The organism is Prochlorococcus sp. G5PB11 (assembly GCF_059772425.1).
The window spans coordinates 535,793-550,048 of sequence record NZ_CM186287.1; the positions used below are offsets into that span (position 1 = coordinate 535,793).

General features: G+C 35.7%; 29 protein-coding genes. 16 read left to right on the forward strand and 13 right to left on the reverse strand.

Annotated elements, in window-relative coordinates; translation table 11 throughout:
* The first annotated feature begins 286 nt into the window (after positions 1-286).
* On the forward strand, positions 287-451 hold the full coding sequence (locus tag AC6EI0_RS03270; protein WP_498523047.1) for a hypothetical protein: 165 nt from the start codon (positions 287-289) through the stop codon (positions 449-451).
* A gap of 565 nt (positions 452-1,016) precedes the next feature.
* On the opposite strand, the gene psbZ is transcribed toward AC6EI0_RS03270, so the two are convergent.
* The 6 genes from psbZ to def all read right to left on the reverse strand — a co-directional run bounded on the left by psbZ (position 1,017) and on the right by def (position 4,648).
* Positions 1,017-1,229, reverse strand: a complete 213-nt coding sequence (gene psbZ, locus AC6EI0_RS03275; protein ID WP_498523048.1) for a photosystem II reaction center protein PsbZ — start codon at positions 1,227-1,229, stop codon at positions 1,017-1,019.
* A 943-nt stretch (positions 1,230-2,172) separates the two neighbouring features.
* Positions 2,173-2,448 carry a DUF3104 domain-containing protein gene (locus AC6EI0_RS03280; RefSeq protein WP_498523049.1) on the reverse strand — a complete coding sequence of 92 codons (276 nt, stop codon included), beginning with the start codon at positions 2,446-2,448 and terminating at the stop codon, positions 2,173-2,175.
* 229 nt (positions 2,449-2,677) lie between these two features.
* Positions 2,678-2,818, reverse strand: a complete 141-nt coding sequence (locus AC6EI0_RS03285) for a hypothetical protein (protein WP_498523050.1) — start codon at positions 2,816-2,818, stop codon at positions 2,678-2,680.
* 20 nt (positions 2,819-2,838) lie between these two features.
* Positions 2,839-2,991 carry a hypothetical protein gene (locus AC6EI0_RS03290; RefSeq protein WP_498523051.1) on the reverse strand — a complete coding sequence of 51 codons (153 nt, stop codon included), beginning with the start codon at positions 2,989-2,991 and terminating at the stop codon, positions 2,839-2,841.
* Positions 2,992-3,377: 386 nt separating this feature from the next.
* Positions 3,378-3,620 (reverse strand): hypothetical protein, encoded by a 243-nt coding sequence (locus AC6EI0_RS03295; RefSeq protein ID WP_498523052.1) that lies wholly within the window; start codon positions 3,618-3,620, stop codon positions 3,378-3,380.
* Positions 3,621-4,114: 494 nt separating this feature from the next.
* Positions 4,115-4,648, reverse strand: coding sequence for a peptide deformylase (def, locus tag AC6EI0_RS03300; RefSeq protein WP_498523053.1), 534 nt, complete (start codon positions 4,646-4,648; stop codon positions 4,115-4,117).
* Positions 4,649-4,875: 227 nt separating this feature from the next.
* Between def and clpS the strand changes: the two genes are divergently transcribed.
* The 4 genes from clpS to AC6EI0_RS03320 are packed head-to-tail and all read left to right on the forward strand — an operon-like array spanning position 4,876 to position 5,903.
* Positions 4,876-5,172 carry an ATP-dependent Clp protease adapter ClpS gene (gene clpS, locus AC6EI0_RS03305; protein ID WP_498523490.1) on the forward strand — a complete coding sequence of 99 codons (297 nt, stop codon included), beginning with the start codon at positions 4,876-4,878 and terminating at the stop codon, positions 5,170-5,172.
* 34 nt (positions 5,173-5,206) lie between these two features.
* Entirely contained in the window at positions 5,207-5,470 is a 264-nt protein-coding gene (locus AC6EI0_RS03310; RefSeq protein WP_498523054.1) for a hypothetical protein, read from the forward strand.
* Positions 5,449-5,673, forward strand: coding sequence for a hypothetical protein (locus AC6EI0_RS03315; RefSeq protein WP_498523055.1), 225 nt, complete (start codon positions 5,449-5,451; stop codon positions 5,671-5,673). Before AC6EI0_RS03310 ends, AC6EI0_RS03315 begins: the two co-directional genes overlap by 22 nt.
* Before the next feature lie 44 nt (positions 5,674-5,717).
* Positions 5,718-5,903 (forward strand): hypothetical protein, encoded by a 186-nt coding sequence (locus tag AC6EI0_RS03320; RefSeq protein WP_498523056.1) that lies wholly within the window; start codon positions 5,718-5,720, stop codon positions 5,901-5,903.
* 971 nt (positions 5,904-6,874) lie between these two features.
* On the opposite strand, the gene AC6EI0_RS03325 is transcribed toward AC6EI0_RS03320, so the two are convergent.
* Positions 6,875-7,126 (reverse strand): hypothetical protein, encoded by a 252-nt coding sequence (locus tag AC6EI0_RS03325; RefSeq protein ID WP_498523057.1) that lies wholly within the window; start codon positions 7,124-7,126, stop codon positions 6,875-6,877.
* A gap of 297 nt (positions 7,127-7,423) precedes the next feature.
* Here AC6EI0_RS03325 and AC6EI0_RS03330 point away from each other — a divergent pair, with 297 nt between their 5' ends.
* Positions 7,424-8,041 carry a tetratricopeptide repeat protein gene (locus AC6EI0_RS03330; RefSeq protein ID WP_498523058.1) on the forward strand — a complete coding sequence of 206 codons (618 nt, stop codon included), beginning with the start codon at positions 7,424-7,426 and terminating at the stop codon, positions 8,039-8,041.
* Between the two features lie 164 nt (positions 8,042-8,205).
* On the opposite strand, the gene AC6EI0_RS03335 is transcribed toward AC6EI0_RS03330, so the two are convergent.
* Genes AC6EI0_RS03335 through AC6EI0_RS03345 form a run of 3 tightly spaced genes read right to left on the reverse strand, consistent with a single transcriptional unit; the run spans position 8,206 to position 8,774 of the window.
* Positions 8,206-8,373, reverse strand: coding sequence for a hypothetical protein (locus AC6EI0_RS03335; protein ID WP_498523059.1), 168 nt, complete (start codon positions 8,371-8,373; stop codon positions 8,206-8,208).
* A gap of 39 nt (positions 8,374-8,412) precedes the next feature.
* The gene (locus AC6EI0_RS03340) at positions 8,413-8,595 is read right to left on the reverse strand and encodes a hypothetical protein (protein ID WP_498523060.1); all 183 of its coding nucleotides are present in this window, start codon (positions 8,593-8,595) and stop codon (positions 8,413-8,415) included.
* Positions 8,595-8,774: a hypothetical protein gene (locus AC6EI0_RS03345; protein WP_498523061.1), complete on the reverse strand. Its 180-nt coding sequence runs from the start codon at positions 8,772-8,774 to the stop codon at positions 8,595-8,597. Before AC6EI0_RS03345 ends, AC6EI0_RS03340 begins: the two co-directional genes overlap by 1 nt.
* A 141-nt stretch (positions 8,775-8,915) precedes the next feature.
* Here AC6EI0_RS03345 and AC6EI0_RS03350 point away from each other — a divergent pair, with 141 nt between their 5' ends.
* The 6 genes from AC6EI0_RS03350 to AC6EI0_RS03375 all read left to right on the forward strand — a co-directional run bounded on the left by AC6EI0_RS03350 (position 8,916) and on the right by AC6EI0_RS03375 (position 11,528).
* Complete coding sequence (locus AC6EI0_RS03350; RefSeq protein WP_498523062.1) at positions 8,916-9,050, forward strand: hypothetical protein; 135 nt, start codon at positions 8,916-8,918, stop codon at positions 9,048-9,050.
* The gene (locus tag AC6EI0_RS03355; protein WP_498523063.1) at positions 9,047-9,178 is read left to right on the forward strand and encodes a hypothetical protein; all 132 of its coding nucleotides are present in this window, start codon (positions 9,047-9,049) and stop codon (positions 9,176-9,178) included. Before AC6EI0_RS03350 ends, AC6EI0_RS03355 begins: the two co-directional genes overlap by 4 nt.
* A gap of 347 nt (positions 9,179-9,525) precedes the next feature.
* A complete protein-coding gene (locus AC6EI0_RS03360; RefSeq protein ID WP_498523064.1) occupies positions 9,526-9,810 on the forward strand; it encodes a hypothetical protein in 285 nt (94 codons plus the stop codon).
* 66 nt (positions 9,811-9,876) lie between these two features.
* Positions 9,877-10,368, forward strand: a complete 492-nt coding sequence (locus tag AC6EI0_RS03365) for a DUF3104 domain-containing protein (protein ID WP_498523065.1) — start codon at positions 9,877-9,879, stop codon at positions 10,366-10,368.
* A gap of 540 nt (positions 10,369-10,908) precedes the next feature.
* Complete coding sequence (locus AC6EI0_RS03370) at positions 10,909-11,205, forward strand: hypothetical protein (RefSeq protein ID WP_498523066.1); 297 nt, start codon at positions 10,909-10,911, stop codon at positions 11,203-11,205.
* A 122-nt stretch (positions 11,206-11,327) separates the two neighbouring features.
* Entirely contained in the window at positions 11,328-11,528 is a 201-nt protein-coding gene (locus tag AC6EI0_RS03375) for a DUF2839 family protein (RefSeq protein ID WP_498523067.1), read from the forward strand.
* An 88-nt stretch (positions 11,529-11,616) separates the two neighbouring features.
* On the opposite strand, the gene AC6EI0_RS03380 is transcribed toward AC6EI0_RS03375, so the two are convergent.
* The gene (locus tag AC6EI0_RS03380; protein ID WP_498523068.1) at positions 11,617-11,964 is read right to left on the reverse strand and encodes a hypothetical protein; all 348 of its coding nucleotides are present in this window, start codon (positions 11,962-11,964) and stop codon (positions 11,617-11,619) included.
* 157 nt (positions 11,965-12,121) lie between these two features.
* Here AC6EI0_RS03380 and AC6EI0_RS03385 point away from each other — a divergent pair, with 157 nt between their 5' ends.
* Both AC6EI0_RS03385 and AC6EI0_RS03390 read left to right on the forward strand, forming a co-directional pair.
* Complete coding sequence (locus AC6EI0_RS03385) at positions 12,122-12,319, forward strand: hypothetical protein (RefSeq protein WP_498521190.1); 198 nt, start codon at positions 12,122-12,124, stop codon at positions 12,317-12,319.
* Positions 12,316-12,459: a hypothetical protein gene (locus tag AC6EI0_RS03390; RefSeq protein ID WP_498523069.1), complete on the forward strand. Its 144-nt coding sequence runs from the start codon at positions 12,316-12,318 to the stop codon at positions 12,457-12,459. The genes AC6EI0_RS03385 and AC6EI0_RS03390 overlap by 4 nt, the downstream gene beginning before the upstream one ends.
* A gap of 166 nt (positions 12,460-12,625) precedes the next feature.
* Here AC6EI0_RS03390 and AC6EI0_RS03395 read toward each other — a convergent pair whose 3' ends face one another.
* Both AC6EI0_RS03395 and AC6EI0_RS03400 read right to left on the reverse strand, forming a co-directional pair.
* Positions 12,626-12,775 (reverse strand): hypothetical protein, encoded by a 150-nt coding sequence (locus tag AC6EI0_RS03395; RefSeq protein WP_498523070.1) that lies wholly within the window; start codon positions 12,773-12,775, stop codon positions 12,626-12,628.
* 23 nt (positions 12,776-12,798) lie between these two features.
* Entirely contained in the window at positions 12,799-13,089 is a 291-nt protein-coding gene (locus AC6EI0_RS03400) for a hypothetical protein (RefSeq protein WP_498523071.1), read from the reverse strand.
* A gap of 206 nt (positions 13,090-13,295) precedes the next feature.
* On the opposite strand from AC6EI0_RS03400, the gene AC6EI0_RS03405 reads away from it, so the two are divergent.
* A complete protein-coding gene (locus AC6EI0_RS03405) occupies positions 13,296-13,469 on the forward strand; it encodes a hypothetical protein (RefSeq protein WP_498523072.1) in 174 nt (57 codons plus the stop codon).
* 116 nt (positions 13,470-13,585) lie between these two features.
* Complete coding sequence (locus AC6EI0_RS03410) at positions 13,586-13,810, forward strand: hypothetical protein (protein WP_498523073.1); 225 nt, start codon at positions 13,586-13,588, stop codon at positions 13,808-13,810.
* The last annotated feature ends 446 nt before the right edge of the window (positions 13,811-14,256 follow it).

The window sequence follows — 14,256 nt, forward strand, 5'->3', positions numbered from 1 at the left end:
CACCAACGACAACAACTAATCCAAGAGATATTTATTAAATGATTAGATTTGTTGATGACTCTAATCAGTATAAATAGCCCGAACTGGTTAGCCCTACTTCAACCGTCCTAAAGGAATTGAGGAAATCTATCTATACTTTTAATAATTACTAAGTATTTGATTTTCAGTAATGCTTGCAGTAAACAAATCTATTGCTGCAAAACTAATTGTTCTATGGAATCTCCCTGCACTGCTTTTAGTAGCTAGTGCTTGTGAAGTTAGTAATTTCGTATTTACTTGATTAAAAATGACATCATCAAATAAGAGCCCAAAGAATTGGTCCGAGTGGAATAACAAAAAACACTTCACTGATTATTCAAGAGACTCAGGAACGGGAAAGTTTGTACGTTTTACTATTGCTACCTTGCTCTTTGTTCCAGTTGGCTTCCTTGCCTACATGACTACTATCTAAGAATTAAATGATTTCAACAAATACTTCAGTAAACACCAATAGATTTGGGAAAGTTATTGCCTTTGGCCTAACAGCAAAGTTATTAATTTTTTCGATTTTTCTCATTTACATGATGAGGGGGTAACCATGACAAAACAAGAAAAAATCAAAGCAGCTGAAGAAAGAATCAAAGAACTAGAAACTCTAATAAAACATTTTAAAAAGTAAAACTTAATCTTCTAAAGGACTTGTAAAAAGCTATCGCTAAATTACTAATTCTAAGTCTTCAAACTTTCAATGGGTTCTATTTACAGTAGGTTGTAGCTATTTCTGTAGATGAAGGTTGTAACCAAAGTGTTATATGTAATAGGGTGTTGTGGTGAAAACTTTAACTGTATTTATTTAAGTAGTGCTATGTAATGAAATTGGTAAGGCAAAGTTGTAGCGACACTAAATACGATCAAAAACATACTGGCTTTAGTCAATCGTTTCATGACTTGATTTTAATAAATACTCTTTATCAACTTAATTGTCATAAATAAAAACCGTGATATTCCAAATAATGATGTATGAATTGATTTTTAGCTTAACCAGAAAAACCTTGTGCAATGCCGCCTACTAATCCATTCAATAAAACCAAAACAAACAAAACGCCACCTAGAGCTTCTATTTTTCTTATATTTGCGTTTCTATTCTCCTCCGGACTATCTTGAGTCATGTAAAAAACCGGAACACCTACCACTAACAGCAACGATGATAACAAAAGTGCATTAGCAAGTATGCCTGCAATAATAGACATTTTTGGATAATCTAAAGGTCAATTTCTGAAGCCGAAGTATCTCTAACTATTAGCACGAAGGGCGAACTATCTAAAAAGGCTTAAAGGAAAAAAATTCAACGAAAATTATTACATTAATTTTTAACGAATCTACTGTTAATCCTTAACGGGTATTTATCTCTAAGAAGTTGAACAGCTAGAGTCCTTTTTTTACTAGTTAGTAGGTATACTTTTTTCGCGAACTATAAAAAGTGGTTGTCCTATGAATTATTCGGGAACATTCTTCCACTTTGGATAGTCGTAAAATTAATTTTAGTTTGTGTAAGCTTGAAAAAGGTTTAAATTCAAACTAAATAAACAGCACTTTGCCGTTAAGATAATTCTATGTGAGACTGATAAGTGAAAGAATCTAGAGGAATATTTAATATAATTTAGATACCAGACTAGAAAGTAGTAGCAAACGATCTTGATAATAGAGATCGTATATAATTTTAGTTTACAATGTTGTTTAATTAAAAACGTCGAGCCAAAATAGATATATCTTTCAGGATGACTGTAATGAATTACACTTTACATGAAGCAGTATTCGATTATTTCTTCTGTCCTATGAGAATAGTTTACCTTGTCTCTAATAGTCAGTTATAAGAAATCAAGCCAAACCAAAGAGAGGAAGAACTTGAAAGTATCAAGGATTCTCTCAAAAGGTTGGGGAAGAATTATCAATCTCAAGTAAAAGTACTAGATGAGGGTAAGCAAGAGCGCCAAGAAGAGTTCAAAGCTTTAACTCCAGCGAAAAGAGAAAAGTAACTGAAAAATCAATTCTTAGATCTATTATTTAAATTCCCTTACAGGGATAGGTTTGATATGGTTTTCGACTGACGGCTTTTGATTCATTTGTTTCCAGATTATCGAATTACTAGCCAAGAAGAAAACTCCAATAGCAGCGATAATAGGGAATAGATTTTTAAAATGCTTCATTGTTGCTGTTGTTGTAGCTGCTAAATTTTTCATAAAAAGTAGAAGGCTTTTTAATTGATGTCCGATATTTACAAACTATCTCGCTAACTTTCTCACTATGAACCCAGCGGATTTCTCCAGAATCTAAATTTACGATTTGAAAGAGTGTGAGTGCATCTTGATCTCTTGGACCACTTATAAATGTTAGAACTTTTCCTTTTTGATCCGCTTCATATGGAACAGCGTCACCCGGTCTGACTTTTAAAAATAAAGGGTGATCCATAAGTTCATTTTGTCAATATATCTCAAGTAAGGGAAGTATCCTTTTTAACCAATTTTAATTCCGTTAAATCCCTTTACTTCCAAAAGTTCTGAATTATTTATGGTTACTTTTTGGGCAACCCTGAAAATTGACATTAAAATAGACATGCAAAGTAATCTTCCTCAGATTGATCGGGACGAAAGTATGAGGTGTTTTTCTTGACTCGAAAACTAGCAAGTTAGATTCTTGATTAGGACCCTACACTTTGGAACTCAGTAAAAGTCATCCCATCCCCATCATTATCGTCATCATCAAAACCAGAGATTAAAACCCATATACCTCCAAGTGCAAGCATACCTGCTATGCAAATCACAATTACTTGGCTTGGCATGACAGATTCTCAGATTTTGTTTAATAGGTGTTTAAGTCGAATTTTGATTCACTAGGCTTAACTGGAATTGGACTATTTGCTGAAGAATTATCTATTGAGGAAGCTTGAAAGATAACACTAGCCCCACCTATTAATAAAACTGCGAACATAATTGTGTGATAAGAACTAAACATTTACCAAGTCTGTATATTTATAGAATCTAATCAGTTGTGAGATGGCTGTGATGTAGTACAAAGCGAAAGATTCTGGGGTGTTTCTCCTACTACTTTTAGGAGATGGTCTATGACTTGAAGACTAGGCAAAAGAAAACACTCTTTTTAAAGAGGATTAACTAAAAACTGTGTGAGAATGATTTTGAAGGAAAGAGATTGAACAATTGGCCCCTTAGATTTCTCAAAAAAAGTGAAACATATTGAACTTTTAATGAATTCGCGAAGAGAGGACATAATTTCGACTACCGTTCTCGGACCATGATTGATGATGCTTCCGTATTAAGACATCAATTGGGACATACTCCAAAAGACTTATCTAATCTTGATGTTGGATTCAGGAAGGGGGGCTATCTTTTTTTCATTTTCTTATTGTAATCACTTTTAGTTGAAACCTTGTTACCACGCCAGTCAGTTTCTCCTACATACATTTCCTCTCCAAATAAATCGTTTAGTTGCTTTTCCGTCATTGGCTCAAGGGCAGGTGCCTCAGCTATTTCATCTTGAGGCATTATTTCAACCTCTTCTGCTTTTACTGTTAAAGGACTGAAAAATAATAGAAGACCAAGAACAAACGAAAAGAGCTTTTTCATCTCCCTGAATTGTCTGCTTTTGTCTATTAAAAACCAATACTCTCATTTGAAGCTATCAGCATTAATGCCTTTTCAAAAGAGTTTTTTTATTGCTGTTAATTTATTTGATCTTAAAAAAAGGAAGGCTTTTTGATTGTTGTCCGATATTTGCTAACTATGTTGGTCACTTCCTCTCAATGAATCCAGAGGGTTTAGCTAGAATCCACATTTAGATCTGGAAGAGGGTCGGTGCGCCTAGATCTCGTGAACCGACAATAAATGTGAGAATTTTTCCTATTTGATACTTTTCATAAAGAACAGAATCACTAGTTTTAAATTTTAATTATGGAGGTATATTGATAACTTGTTAATGTCAAAAATTAGAAGGACATGGAGAAGATCAATAATCTTGGCAGATATCTTATTTATTCCCAGAAGTCCAAATGTATTGCTTTGAGTGGAATTGAATGAAACATTTTCTACTTGCACATTTACAAAAGCTAAAAATTTGAGGCTTATGGAATCCGTCCATGAGCCTGAAGCTCTTCCGTAAACCCAAAACCTAGTGGACTGATAAGACGGTCAGGGAAAAGTACACCATTCAAGTGATCATTTTCATGCTGAGCGACTCGTGCTTGAAAATCTTGCAACTCTTCTGAGTGGAAAGCACCTTCTCGATCTTGCCATTTTATCTGAATACGTTTCCAACGCTTCACCTGACCACGCAAACCAGGCACACTAAGGCAACCCTCCCAACCAGTGATTAAATCATTTCCAATTGATTTGATGACAGGATTGATAAGTACACGTTCTGGCAAAGGATCTGCATCGGGGTATCGAGGGTTATGGCCCATGCCAATCACGAAAATCCTCCAGGGTTCATTGATCTGCGGTGACGCTAGACCTGCTCCAGAACAATACAATTTTGTATCGAACAGATCGTCTATTATCTGCTGTAGACGTTGACTGCCGAACCAGGCATCAGGGACCTCTGCTGCGCATGTGCGCAATGCTGGATGCCCAATTCGAAGAACATTCCGAATCCCCATATACCAATCATAATGTCATTAATAGCTTACATCGACCCAACGCAGGAGAATGGCATTGGTTTCAAAAATAACTGGCCTAACAGAAGACCCGCCATTTTATTTGAATATTTTTTAGACCTTTAAAAAGGTGATTTCATGAAGAACCAGTCTAAGAGGAGTATCCAGATTGGAAGATTCAAAGCTAAGTTGACAGTCGATCTATCTTGGGGTAATTGGCCCGCATTTTTATGGATCAAATTACTGATTCAACAACTACAGTCTTGGATCCAAAGACAACAAAAAGAAAATATCCAGAAGCAAGGATAATAGTTCTTGATGACAATTTTAATTCGTTTGAACATGTAGCAAATTGTCTTGTGATAATTATCCCAGGAATGAGTGAAAAAAGATCATGGGAACTTGCGGTCGAAGTAGATAGAGAAGGTGCTGCGGAAGTTTGGAGGGGCCCCCTTGAACAGGCAGAGCTATATCATCATCAGCTGGTCAGCAAAGGATTAACAATGGCACCAATTGAAAAAACATAAAATTTCTCATCCTATAGAAAGTCTCAGAAAAACAATGAAAAACATCTTTTCTTTTGTTCTTTGTCTTCTTTTGATTATTTGCCCTCTCACCGCTCAAGCAGATCATGTCGAGCCAATTCCTCAAGAGGAAATAATTGAAGCACCTTCACCTGATCCAATGTCGAATGAAGCAATTAGATATTTACAACTTGAGGAAATGTATAAGGGCACTCTTAGTTGGCAAGGCAACCAAGCTTCTACCAAATTTAATTACGATATGAAAAAGAAAAAAAATAGATGGCAATATTCGCAATTATAGTTCTCATTGGATTTGTCCTGTCCTGGTACTTCCGAAGCTGGGGAGTTTTCACTCGGCTTCTTGGCTATGGGGTAATTCTTGCCGCAATTCCTTTAGGACTGAAATTTGCTTCGGTAGTTGGTTTAAACCCAATAGCAGTTTTCTTTATTTACCTGGCTGTCTTTTGGATTGTTTATTTCTTTATTTATAGAAGGAACCGTTAATTATCAAAACTCTTTAGGGTGAGTTCTTAGTAATTTATTTTTGAATGCCTAGTCCTTTTTTTGCAGTACCACTCAATATGGGAACAGGTACTTGGATTGTGACGATTGTTGCTGGTTTAAGTTTTATTGTGATGTTTGGTATTGCCTCTGCCTTTGGCGACTTCCAAGGCTTGATTAATACAACATTAGAAAACGATTCAAATTCTAGAAAAAGCAGGAAGAGACAATAGCCAATCACACCAAGAAATAGTACAAAAATTATCAGGTTAGGAATAATCCCACCTATTATTTAAACTCATCCATAACTCCATTTGTATTTTATCGACTACGATTTGTCAGATATATATTTGAGACTAAAAAAGCAATTTTTTAGTCTTGCTCATTTTCTTATTTGCTGAATTTGAACCAACCTTCTTCTTTCATTCCTCTTCGTTTTTATTGCTGAAACAACGGACTTCTAAACTGGATGCATAACTTATCTAGAAATATTAATTCTTTTTTCTCTTTGCTTCTCCCACCGATTATTTGGATAAAAACAAAACAATAAGAGTCCTCAATCAGATTGATAGAAGAAACGTTGATTCGAGATTATTTTGATTTGGCGACCCCTATATGAATGCTTTAACTTTCAGGCGGTGGTCTATTGCTTAGTAACGAGCGCAAAAATCAAACAAAAGTAAACCAATTAATTCACCAAGGTCATATTTGGAATTTTTCTTCGTTACGGTTTGCGAAGCAGTCATTTTTTTTTGTCTTTAAATAAAGTCGTTTCCATCACCCATTTGCCAAGGAGAAGCCCCACAAAAAATGAGCATTATTCCAAACACTATTGCGTGGTAGGGAGTGTTCAAACAAGTGACCAATTTTTGAAAACTAACTAATTTTCCAAAAATCTGTTGTAGCAAAAGTATTCATCGATACTAGAAAACCCTCTTTTTAGGGAGAGTTTACCAGCCTTAATAGTTACTCAAAGCTCCTAATCTAAGATTGAAGAGGGTTATGCCAAGTAAGTAGGAAATGCAAGGCTAACCATGAGTTTTTGTTTACCAAAAAAAGTGCATACCAAATGAACTTTTAATGAGTTAAAGAGCTAAGGGACAGGATTTCGACAACTGTCCCCTTCTCTGACTAGAGCTTGAACGCAACACAGCCTTGAACCCAGTTACTCGCTCTTGCTCTAGAGAGTATAAAAGCAAATTCTTTAAAACTGAAGTTCGGTTGAGGTAGGGCTTTCCAATCTTTGCTTAACCTCTTGTTCGTATGTGGAAACTATTTCTCTTACTTCCTCTCCATGCACAAATTTAATTTCACCTTTATCGACATTTGCTACATGAAAAAGTGTGGGAGCAAACGGAATATTTTTCAGTCTAGGAGTATTAGAGGTGCAAATACCAAATTGCATGCACTCAATCACATCATCATCATCATCTTTGGGCTTGGAAGTAGAAAACAACTCATGATTCTGGAAAGATCCTTTGACATTCTTTAGTAGATGATTAAATAGATTTCCACAAGATATAATTAGTTCTCCTAAAAATGTTGGGAAGGCATTCCATCCAATATGACTTTGAATGCCTTCCCCTCTACTATGAGAACCGAGTCTTAAGATAAAAGTTCTGATAATAGAGGGGATTTGTTTGACTCAGATAACGCAAGAACTTCTCAACGACATTCAAAGTTGGTAGCACGACTTGTCGCTTTACAAAATAATTATTAGGGTAATCACCTTCGATATAAGTAGTGGATAACTATGAAACTCAAAGATACTGCGATTGCTTTAGGAGTTGGTGTTGCGACTGCTGCTGGTTTATCTCTGTTGAAAGTAAATAAAGACTTTGTCGTTGGATCGACTGCTGTAGTTGTCGGTGCAGGCTTGATGATTGCTTTAAAAGACAAGAACGATCTAAATATAAAAGCAAGAAACTATGAGTATTTTTTTAATAGAGCACAAGATAAATTCGAACTTGCAGATTATGAAGATGCAATACTCGATTACAATATAGCTTTAGAACTTTCACCTACTGAGATTTGTCTCGTCTACTCAATGCGCGGTAATGCAAAACGTAATTTGGGTGATTTTGAAGGTGCAATTTCCGATCAAAATAAGGCCTTAGATTTTGATCTTTTATACGCGGATGGATATTTCAATAGAGGAATTGCCAAGTTTAAAAAGGGAGATTTTGATGGTGCAATTCAAGACTATTCACAAGTTCTAAAAATTACCCCAAAAGATTCAGATTCATTTTTTAATCGTGCCAATGTGAGGAAAGAAATGGGTGATATGAAAAGTGCCTGCGAAGACTGGAGAAAAGCAGCTTATCTTGGGGATGATGATGCTGCAAAATTATTGAGAGATAATTGCGAATGACTTTCTTTCTCTAAACTAATCTATTCAGGTATAAACAACTTTCCCTCCCTCAAGTGCATTCAATGATTCTTTGATTTCTTTTCTATTTGCTCCAAGAAATAATCAAAAGCAATTAGGTCAGGGAATTGCCACCAATAATTTGAGCTTTGGCAAAGAAAATCATTTTATTGATGGGGAGGTACTTTTTCTCCTCGTCTCACTATTGCTTTTCTAGTTTGATCAAAATAAAGAATCATCCCACAAAAAACTGCTAAGCCAATCAAATTAGGAATGATTCCACTAATAATTTCGAACTCATCAAAGAATTCCATATATATCTGTACTGACTCCAATTGATTTTGTTCAAATTAGAGACTTAAAAAAGAAATTGCTTAGTCTTGCTCTTTTTGTTCTTTTTTGAACTTGAACCAACCGTCTTCTTTCATTCCTCTTCTGATAGCAGTAACAAGTGCTCCAAGGAAAAAAGAGCCTACTCCAGCAAAAATTGCCAGAGTTAATAAAGGCTTAACTCCTGTTACAGCTGTACTTTGAAGGGCAGGATCGAAAGCATCCATTAAATCTTTTTTTTATTATTCGTCATAAACTTTGCATGTTGACGAAGTTGGATGGATTTCACATTCTTATTCCAAAACTCCTCTCTAGTTTCAGCTGGGATTTCGTAATTAAAATCATGCCTTGATCGAATATCACTTAATGCATTTTTGATCATAGAAAGTGGAGTTCTTAGTTTCATAAACCTCCTATTCGTATCAATCTGTTCTACTTGATTCCTTTTGCTTTTAACACCTCGGCATTTACTCAGGGACTACTTCCTAGTAAATTAATAATAATGAGAAAAAGTATTAGTTCAGTCAGTAAAGTTTAAAATTACTTAATGGAAGATACTTATCAATGGCTAGTAGCTCTCTTAATAAGGCTACCCATAGCATCATTACTCGCTTGGTTAAACAAATCAGGCTCTGATTTTAAGGATGGCTTTGAGCAGAAAACAGAGAAGAAAAATAAATGAATTATCAATTATTACTTGAATGCTATTCCTCAGGCTCAGAGATGACAAAGGATGAATTAAAGATGTTGGAGATAGAGCTAGATACTCAGATAAAAGTATTAAAGTTTCTCGTACTCAAGGTTGTCTAAAAATTTCACCGAAACACATTTACCAGGCTGCGCATGTTTGCGAAGGCAGTGCTTGGAGCACTTGTTTAGCGGCTGTTTTAGATAAGTACTCGCCACCATTAATTGATAAAAAAGCAAAAGGTGCAATCGTATTTTATGAACTAGTTCGACAAGGTTATTTCGCTACCAACTAAAGATTAGTCACCTCACATTGGATAAATAATATGAGCCAATGATTTCCAACACTGTTTATTAATACTTGCTTTCAAAGCTTTTCTTTTATCGTTTAATTTCAATCATTTCTATAGGCTCACCTATCGGTTGTAGGACTTAAAAAAACAGCAATATGGGTTTAAAACTCTTAAAAAATGCTCAGGGAAAAAGAGAAAAAGGCTCTTTCTTCAATCCTCATGTTGATAATTGGTTGGCCTGTTGGACTTGATCAATTTCTTGAAGGAAAGAATGAAAAAGGTATTTCTACAATTATTGGTTGGACGATGACAGCCTTATTGTTTTTATATGTTTTGGGTTTAAAAGGTTATTACACTGGAGTTGTTCTATTAATTGCGGTGCTTTTGACCTTGGCAGGTAGTTTTCAAGCTTGTAAAAAACTAATTAAAGTCACGCGAGCTTTCGTTGATATAGATAACTAATAATGAACGAACTTGTCCATAACCTTTTAGCCCCTTGGCATCTTGCGCTTGATGCGACCTTATTAATTGCCTTTTTTACTTGGGTTTATTTTCTTAGAAAAAATAAGGCTGATAGCTAATGGGAATAGCAATCACATATGCCATAGCAAATCTTGGAATACTTGGATTGTTTTTCTACATCACGTATCGAATGACAAGGAAATAAAATTGAAGGAGTTAAACGATAAGGTCAATACCAACGAATTTAAAAATTGGTCTAAAAGGATACTTCCCTTGGTTGATAAATTTAGTCAAAATGTAATTATGGATGAGCCTCTATTTTTAAAAGTCAGACCAGGTGACACTGTTCTATATGAAAAGGACCAAATTGGAAAAGTTCTTACTTTTGTTGGCGGCTCTCGTGATCCTGATGCACCCTCACTCTTTCAAATCGCCAACGTAGATTCTGGCGAAATCCGCTGGATTCATGGTCAAGAAGTTACTGACATAGTTTGTGAATATCGGACAACAATCAAAAGGCCTTCTTCTCTTTACGATCAAATTCAGCAGTACCAATAACCAACAAGAAACCCCTCTAGAAATTCCAAAAACTAAAGGGGTTATTAATCGACTCGTACTATATAAAGTCAATTATGTCTTGATGAGGTTTGGCCTCAGTCATATATATAGGTGAAATCAAGCTATAAAACAAGCAAAGCTTGGAAAGCCCTACCTCAACCGATCCATAAATCAAATAATTACTCTTTAAATTTATTTAAATTAGTGGCGTCATACGGAAGCACCATTAATTAGAGTTGGGGGCTGTACTGCATAGCAAGCAGTCCCTATTCTCGCTAGAGCGAGTAACGACTTTTATAGAACCGTTGCGACTAAAGCTCAAATTTGAGGGGGAAAGTTTTTCGAGATTTTTTCCCTTACTTCATTAAGAATTTTCTTCCTTAGGGTTTCTTTCTTTTATGACTTCAACAGATAAAGCAGCATTCGAAAAGAAGGCTTTTAAGTTTCTTCCTTTTCTAATCTTAGGAAAAATTACATTTGCTGCTTGGTTTATTTCGCACTTGGTGCAACTCTAACTTTTTTCAACCGAATGTTGCAGCTATGAATGATTTAATTGGAAATTTTATAATTACTGCTGACCCATGGCTTGGGCGTATTCAAAGCGAAATGGATGCAAGATATGTAGAACAGTCATCTTTGACTAATCTTTTTACTGAACATAAATTTTGGGGTTGGGCTGGACTTCTTTTAATTTTCGTAGCGTTAGCAGCAATATTTTATTTTCAATTTCAAGCGTGGGAACAAGAAGATCAAGAACAAGAGAAACTTACTGCTAAACAAAAAGAGTTTGTGGAGTTTCTTGAAAAGGCCTCTAATCAATCAAAGGAAAAAAACTAAACCAAAGGCCATCGCCTGAAAGTTAAAGCCTCAGACGAGAACCGCCTCATAATCTCGAAAAAAGAATTTTTCTTCAGATTTATTGCAGAACTCTTATTATTTTGTTTTTATTCAAATAATCGATGGGAGAAGCAAAGAGAAGAAAAGAACTTGGATTACCACCAAAATCTTCAAAGCAGAAAAAGATAACTAGAGAAGAAAGGCTTTTCTCTTGGTCACCCTGGCCTACTAAATATCAAATGAGTCGATATCCTTATGCTCCAATTGTGACTATGGCCCTAGGTTTGATTTTTCTAATGTGGGGTTTCGAACTCAATAGTTGACTTGGCTAGTAAAGAAGAACGGACTGACCTGAGTCAGTCCCAAGGTTCCGATAGCAATCGGCTGTCGAGCTTTTTTATTTTGACAGGTTTAGGAAAAAACTCTTGGGTATGGAGTTTGTCCGTTCATTAATGTTGTGTCTATTGGCTTGCAGATATTCATTAATGCACTCAGTCCAAAACCAGGCCCTGTAGGACCATCAATGAATTCCTGGAATTCTTCTATAGAAATCCCTTCTTTTGTTTCCCAAATACAGTAGATAGGACCATTTGGAGTAACAGCATTAGCTGAATGGTTGAAAAACCCTTTTTCTTTGTTGGCTGCTACAGCTTCATCCCATCCTCCACCAGGAGCCATTGCTGAATAAGCAGTTTCCCACCACTTAGCGGAAGTACCAGCTCTGAATTCGTGATGAACGATATAAAAGTTAGAGGCCATTTGGATTTAATTTGCAGGATATTTTTAACTTAAAAAATGATTGTTGAGTTAATTCATCCTGCTTTCATGACATTGATTTTGATAAAGGTAAAAATCAATAAAAGCATTAACTATCGCCCAGGGATAGCTATAAAAAAAGAGTAAATGATTGATACGCATGCCTAAAAGAACATGGATGAGTGGTTTTAAATTAAATATTCATGCACCAGGAACGGGATTTGCACTGATGTTATTAGCTCTAACTCAAGTGCCAGTAGCTATTAAAACCACAGCAGAAATTTATTGTATGGAAAAGCTAGGTCAGAAATATAATTCTGCAGTCGTGGCGATTATTCAATGTAATGGTGGTAAATGAATCCATCCCAATCATCAATCGCTTTATTAGCTGTTTTGATTTTAGTAATATCTATGTGGTGGATCTCTAGAACACTCAAAGAAGGTAGAAAAGCCGTAGAGGAAATGAAACAGGTACAGTTAAATAATCATTCAACTTGATAAGAAGATCATTTATCGATATGGACTTGTAAATCAATTGTCTACAAATTTGAGAGGTTAACGCTAAGGAACAGAAGACCCTTCGGATGACTTTCAGTAAAGCCCAGATAAGTACGTAGAGCTGCAAGAAATGGATAGACGTTATTTAATTCTTATAGTAATCACCCTATCTTGGTACACCATGATAGGGTGAGGGCAAAAAATCTGGTAGACCAAGTTTTTGTGAGGCCTCCTTGTAAGGGATCTTTTCCACTGCTGCATTTGCACAAATGGCTTTTGCATCAGTAATGGCATAGCTTTGAGCCTTATTATTCATTCATACAGAGAGAAGCCCAGCAGTTAGGGCGAGTAGTAAAAAGTGCTCCATTGCTTGTCTTTTATTAATCCATAGGTACACAAAACAGGGTTAGCAATAAGGAGGATCCAATAAAGTGAAGGTTGACCAGACTCAACAATAATTCCCACGTTAAGAATATTGAATACTGCAAGTATCAATAAGCAAGACATCAAGCCCAGCTCACCTAATAAAACTTTCCGAGCAGATTCATGTTCTCTAATGGAACTTGCAACTATCAATAAAAATCCAATACCTATATTGCTTGCAGCGACAATATCGACAAAGTCTCTCATAAATAACATTGTTTTAGCTGAGACTGATGGGGCAATGGTATCAACTGAGAAAAATTAACATAGGGATCAGTATTACACCCAATACAATTTGAAGAGATCCAACAGTTTTTAGAATCGTTTTTATTTTCATATATAAAATCCGTGAGACGAAGGCGTAGAAATTGTTGGTTCTCACTTGACATTAGCCAATAACTCTAAAAACTAAAATGAATTACTTTACATACGTATTTGTGTGGCTTTGTGTCGCATTGTGGCTTCCTGTAATGCTCTTTCTCTGGGCGTTAGATATCAAGAGAACCTGGATTAACAAATATAAAAGTTACGACTGGACTTGGAGCAAGATTGCAAAAATCAATGGAGCAAAACCTACTAATGTTTAGTGGTGGTATAAAACTTAGTAACGAGCGTAGAGATCAAACAGAATACCACCAATAAACTCACCTAGTCCGAACCATGATTTCTTCTTTGGTTGTGCTGGAGTAGATGTTGTCATTACATGCACTGGCGAAGTCTATTAACAAGGATTGTTGAAAAGCCAATAAACAGACCTGCAGGAATAGCCAAGCTGGCAATAATTGTTGCTTCGTTGATTTCGTACATAATTTTCAAGCGTTGGCGTTGGCCTTGCTTAGTCGTAGTTTTAAATAAAAATTGTTTAGTGGCTCCTTTATGGAAAGTATTTTTCCGTAGAACTCTTCACAATGTTGGAGTAAAGGCTTGAAAGGATTCATGTCCATTTTTTTAGTCCTAAACGAATACTTAAAAAGAAAACTCCCACGTTGGAAGATTAACTAATGGTTTTTTGATTACAAAAAAAGTGCAGACCTAATGAACTTTTAATGAATTAGCGAAGAGGGGACTGGGATTTCGACGACCGTCCCCCGATCTAGCTTGATGATGCTTCCTTATCACGTCATCAATATTGTCTAGTTTAAAAAAGATTTATTGAGTCCTGATGTTCGGTTGAAGTAGGGCTTTCCCACTCCCTTATTAAAAGCAGGAGGAGGAGACCAAAGATGTAGCAAGGGGAGATCTTTATAAGACTATAAACTCACTTCACCATCCCCAAAAAAGGAAAACTGCGACTTTTTCAGAATTAACAAGAACAAGAGAAAAAAACAGTTGAAAAACACTTTTTAGATAACCTTTTAAAAAACATTTAAATGC

Excerpts from the sequence above, each read along its gene's own strand:
- AC6EI0_RS03405 (WP_498523072.1), top strand. The coding sequence starts at position 13,296 with ATGAATTACTTTACATACGTATTTGTGTGGCTTTGTGTCGCATTGTGG.
- AC6EI0_RS03295 (WP_498523052.1), bottom strand. The coding sequence starts at position 3,620 with ATGAAAAAGCTCTTTTCGTTTGTTCTTGGTCTTCTATTATTTTTCAGT.
- AC6EI0_RS03410 (WP_498523073.1), top strand. The coding sequence starts at position 13,586 with ATGCACTGGCGAAGTCTATTAACAAGGATTGTTGAAAAGCCAATAAAC.
- AC6EI0_RS03395 (WP_498523070.1), bottom strand. The coding sequence starts at position 12,775 with ATGAATAATAAGGCTCAAAGCTATGCCATTACTGATGCAAAAGCCATT.
- clpS (WP_498523490.1), top strand. The coding sequence starts at position 4,876 with ATGGATCAAATTACTGATTCAACAACTACAGTCTTGGATCCAAAGACA.
- AC6EI0_RS03360 (WP_498523064.1), top strand. The coding sequence starts at position 9,526 with ATGCTCAGGGAAAAAGAGAAAAAGGCTCTTTCTTCAATCCTCATGTTG.
- AC6EI0_RS03400 (WP_498523071.1), bottom strand. The coding sequence starts at position 13,089 with ATGAGAGACTTTGTCGATATTGTCGCTGCAAGCAATATAGGTATTGGA.
- AC6EI0_RS03380 (WP_498523068.1), bottom strand. The coding sequence starts at position 11,964 with ATGGCCTCTAACTTTTATATCGTTCATCACGAATTCAGAGCTGGTACT.
- AC6EI0_RS03385 (WP_498521190.1), top strand. The coding sequence starts at position 12,122 with ATGCCTAAAAGAACATGGATGAGTGGTTTTAAATTAAATATTCATGCA.
- AC6EI0_RS03270 (WP_498523047.1), top strand. The coding sequence starts at position 287 with ATGACATCATCAAATAAGAGCCCAAAGAATTGGTCCGAGTGGAATAAC.
- AC6EI0_RS03350 (WP_498523062.1), top strand. The coding sequence starts at position 8,916 with ATGGAAGATACTTATCAATGGCTAGTAGCTCTCTTAATAAGGCTACCC.
- AC6EI0_RS03370 (WP_498523066.1), top strand. The coding sequence starts at position 10,909 with ATGAATGATTTAATTGGAAATTTTATAATTACTGCTGACCCATGGCTT.
- psbZ (WP_498523048.1), bottom strand. The coding sequence starts at position 1,229 with ATGTCTATTATTGCAGGCATACTTGCTAATGCACTTTTGTTATCATCG.
- AC6EI0_RS03285 (WP_498523050.1), bottom strand. The coding sequence starts at position 2,818 with ATGCCAAGCCAAGTAATTGTGATTTGCATAGCAGGTATGCTTGCACTT.
- AC6EI0_RS03375 (WP_498523067.1), top strand. The coding sequence starts at position 11,328 with ATGGGAGAAGCAAAGAGAAGAAAAGAACTTGGATTACCACCAAAATCT.
- AC6EI0_RS03390 (WP_498523069.1), top strand. The coding sequence starts at position 12,316 with ATGAATCCATCCCAATCATCAATCGCTTTATTAGCTGTTTTGATTTTA.
- AC6EI0_RS03315 (WP_498523055.1), top strand. The coding sequence starts at position 5,449 with ATGGCAATATTCGCAATTATAGTTCTCATTGGATTTGTCCTGTCCTGG.
- def (WP_498523053.1), bottom strand. The coding sequence starts at position 4,648 with ATGGGGATTCGGAATGTTCTTCGAATTGGGCATCCAGCATTGCGCACA.
- AC6EI0_RS03340 (WP_498523060.1), bottom strand. The coding sequence starts at position 8,595 with ATGGATGCTTTCGATCCTGCCCTTCAAAGTACAGCTGTAACAGGAGTT.
- AC6EI0_RS03310 (WP_498523054.1), top strand. The coding sequence starts at position 5,207 with ATGAAAAACATCTTTTCTTTTGTTCTTTGTCTTCTTTTGATTATTTGC.
- AC6EI0_RS03290 (WP_498523051.1), bottom strand. The coding sequence starts at position 2,991 with ATGTTTAGTTCTTATCACACAATTATGTTCGCAGTTTTATTAATAGGT.
- AC6EI0_RS03330 (WP_498523058.1), top strand. The coding sequence starts at position 7,424 with ATGAAACTCAAAGATACTGCGATTGCTTTAGGAGTTGGTGTTGCGACT.
- AC6EI0_RS03320 (WP_498523056.1), top strand. The coding sequence starts at position 5,718 with ATGCCTAGTCCTTTTTTTGCAGTACCACTCAATATGGGAACAGGTACT.
- AC6EI0_RS03355 (WP_498523063.1), top strand. The coding sequence starts at position 9,047 with ATGAATTATCAATTATTACTTGAATGCTATTCCTCAGGCTCAGAGATG.
- AC6EI0_RS03280 (WP_498523049.1), bottom strand. The coding sequence starts at position 2,448 with ATGGATCACCCTTTATTTTTAAAAGTCAGACCGGGTGACGCTGTTCCA.
- AC6EI0_RS03345 (WP_498523061.1), bottom strand. The coding sequence starts at position 8,774 with ATGAAACTAAGAACTCCACTTTCTATGATCAAAAATGCATTAAGTGAT.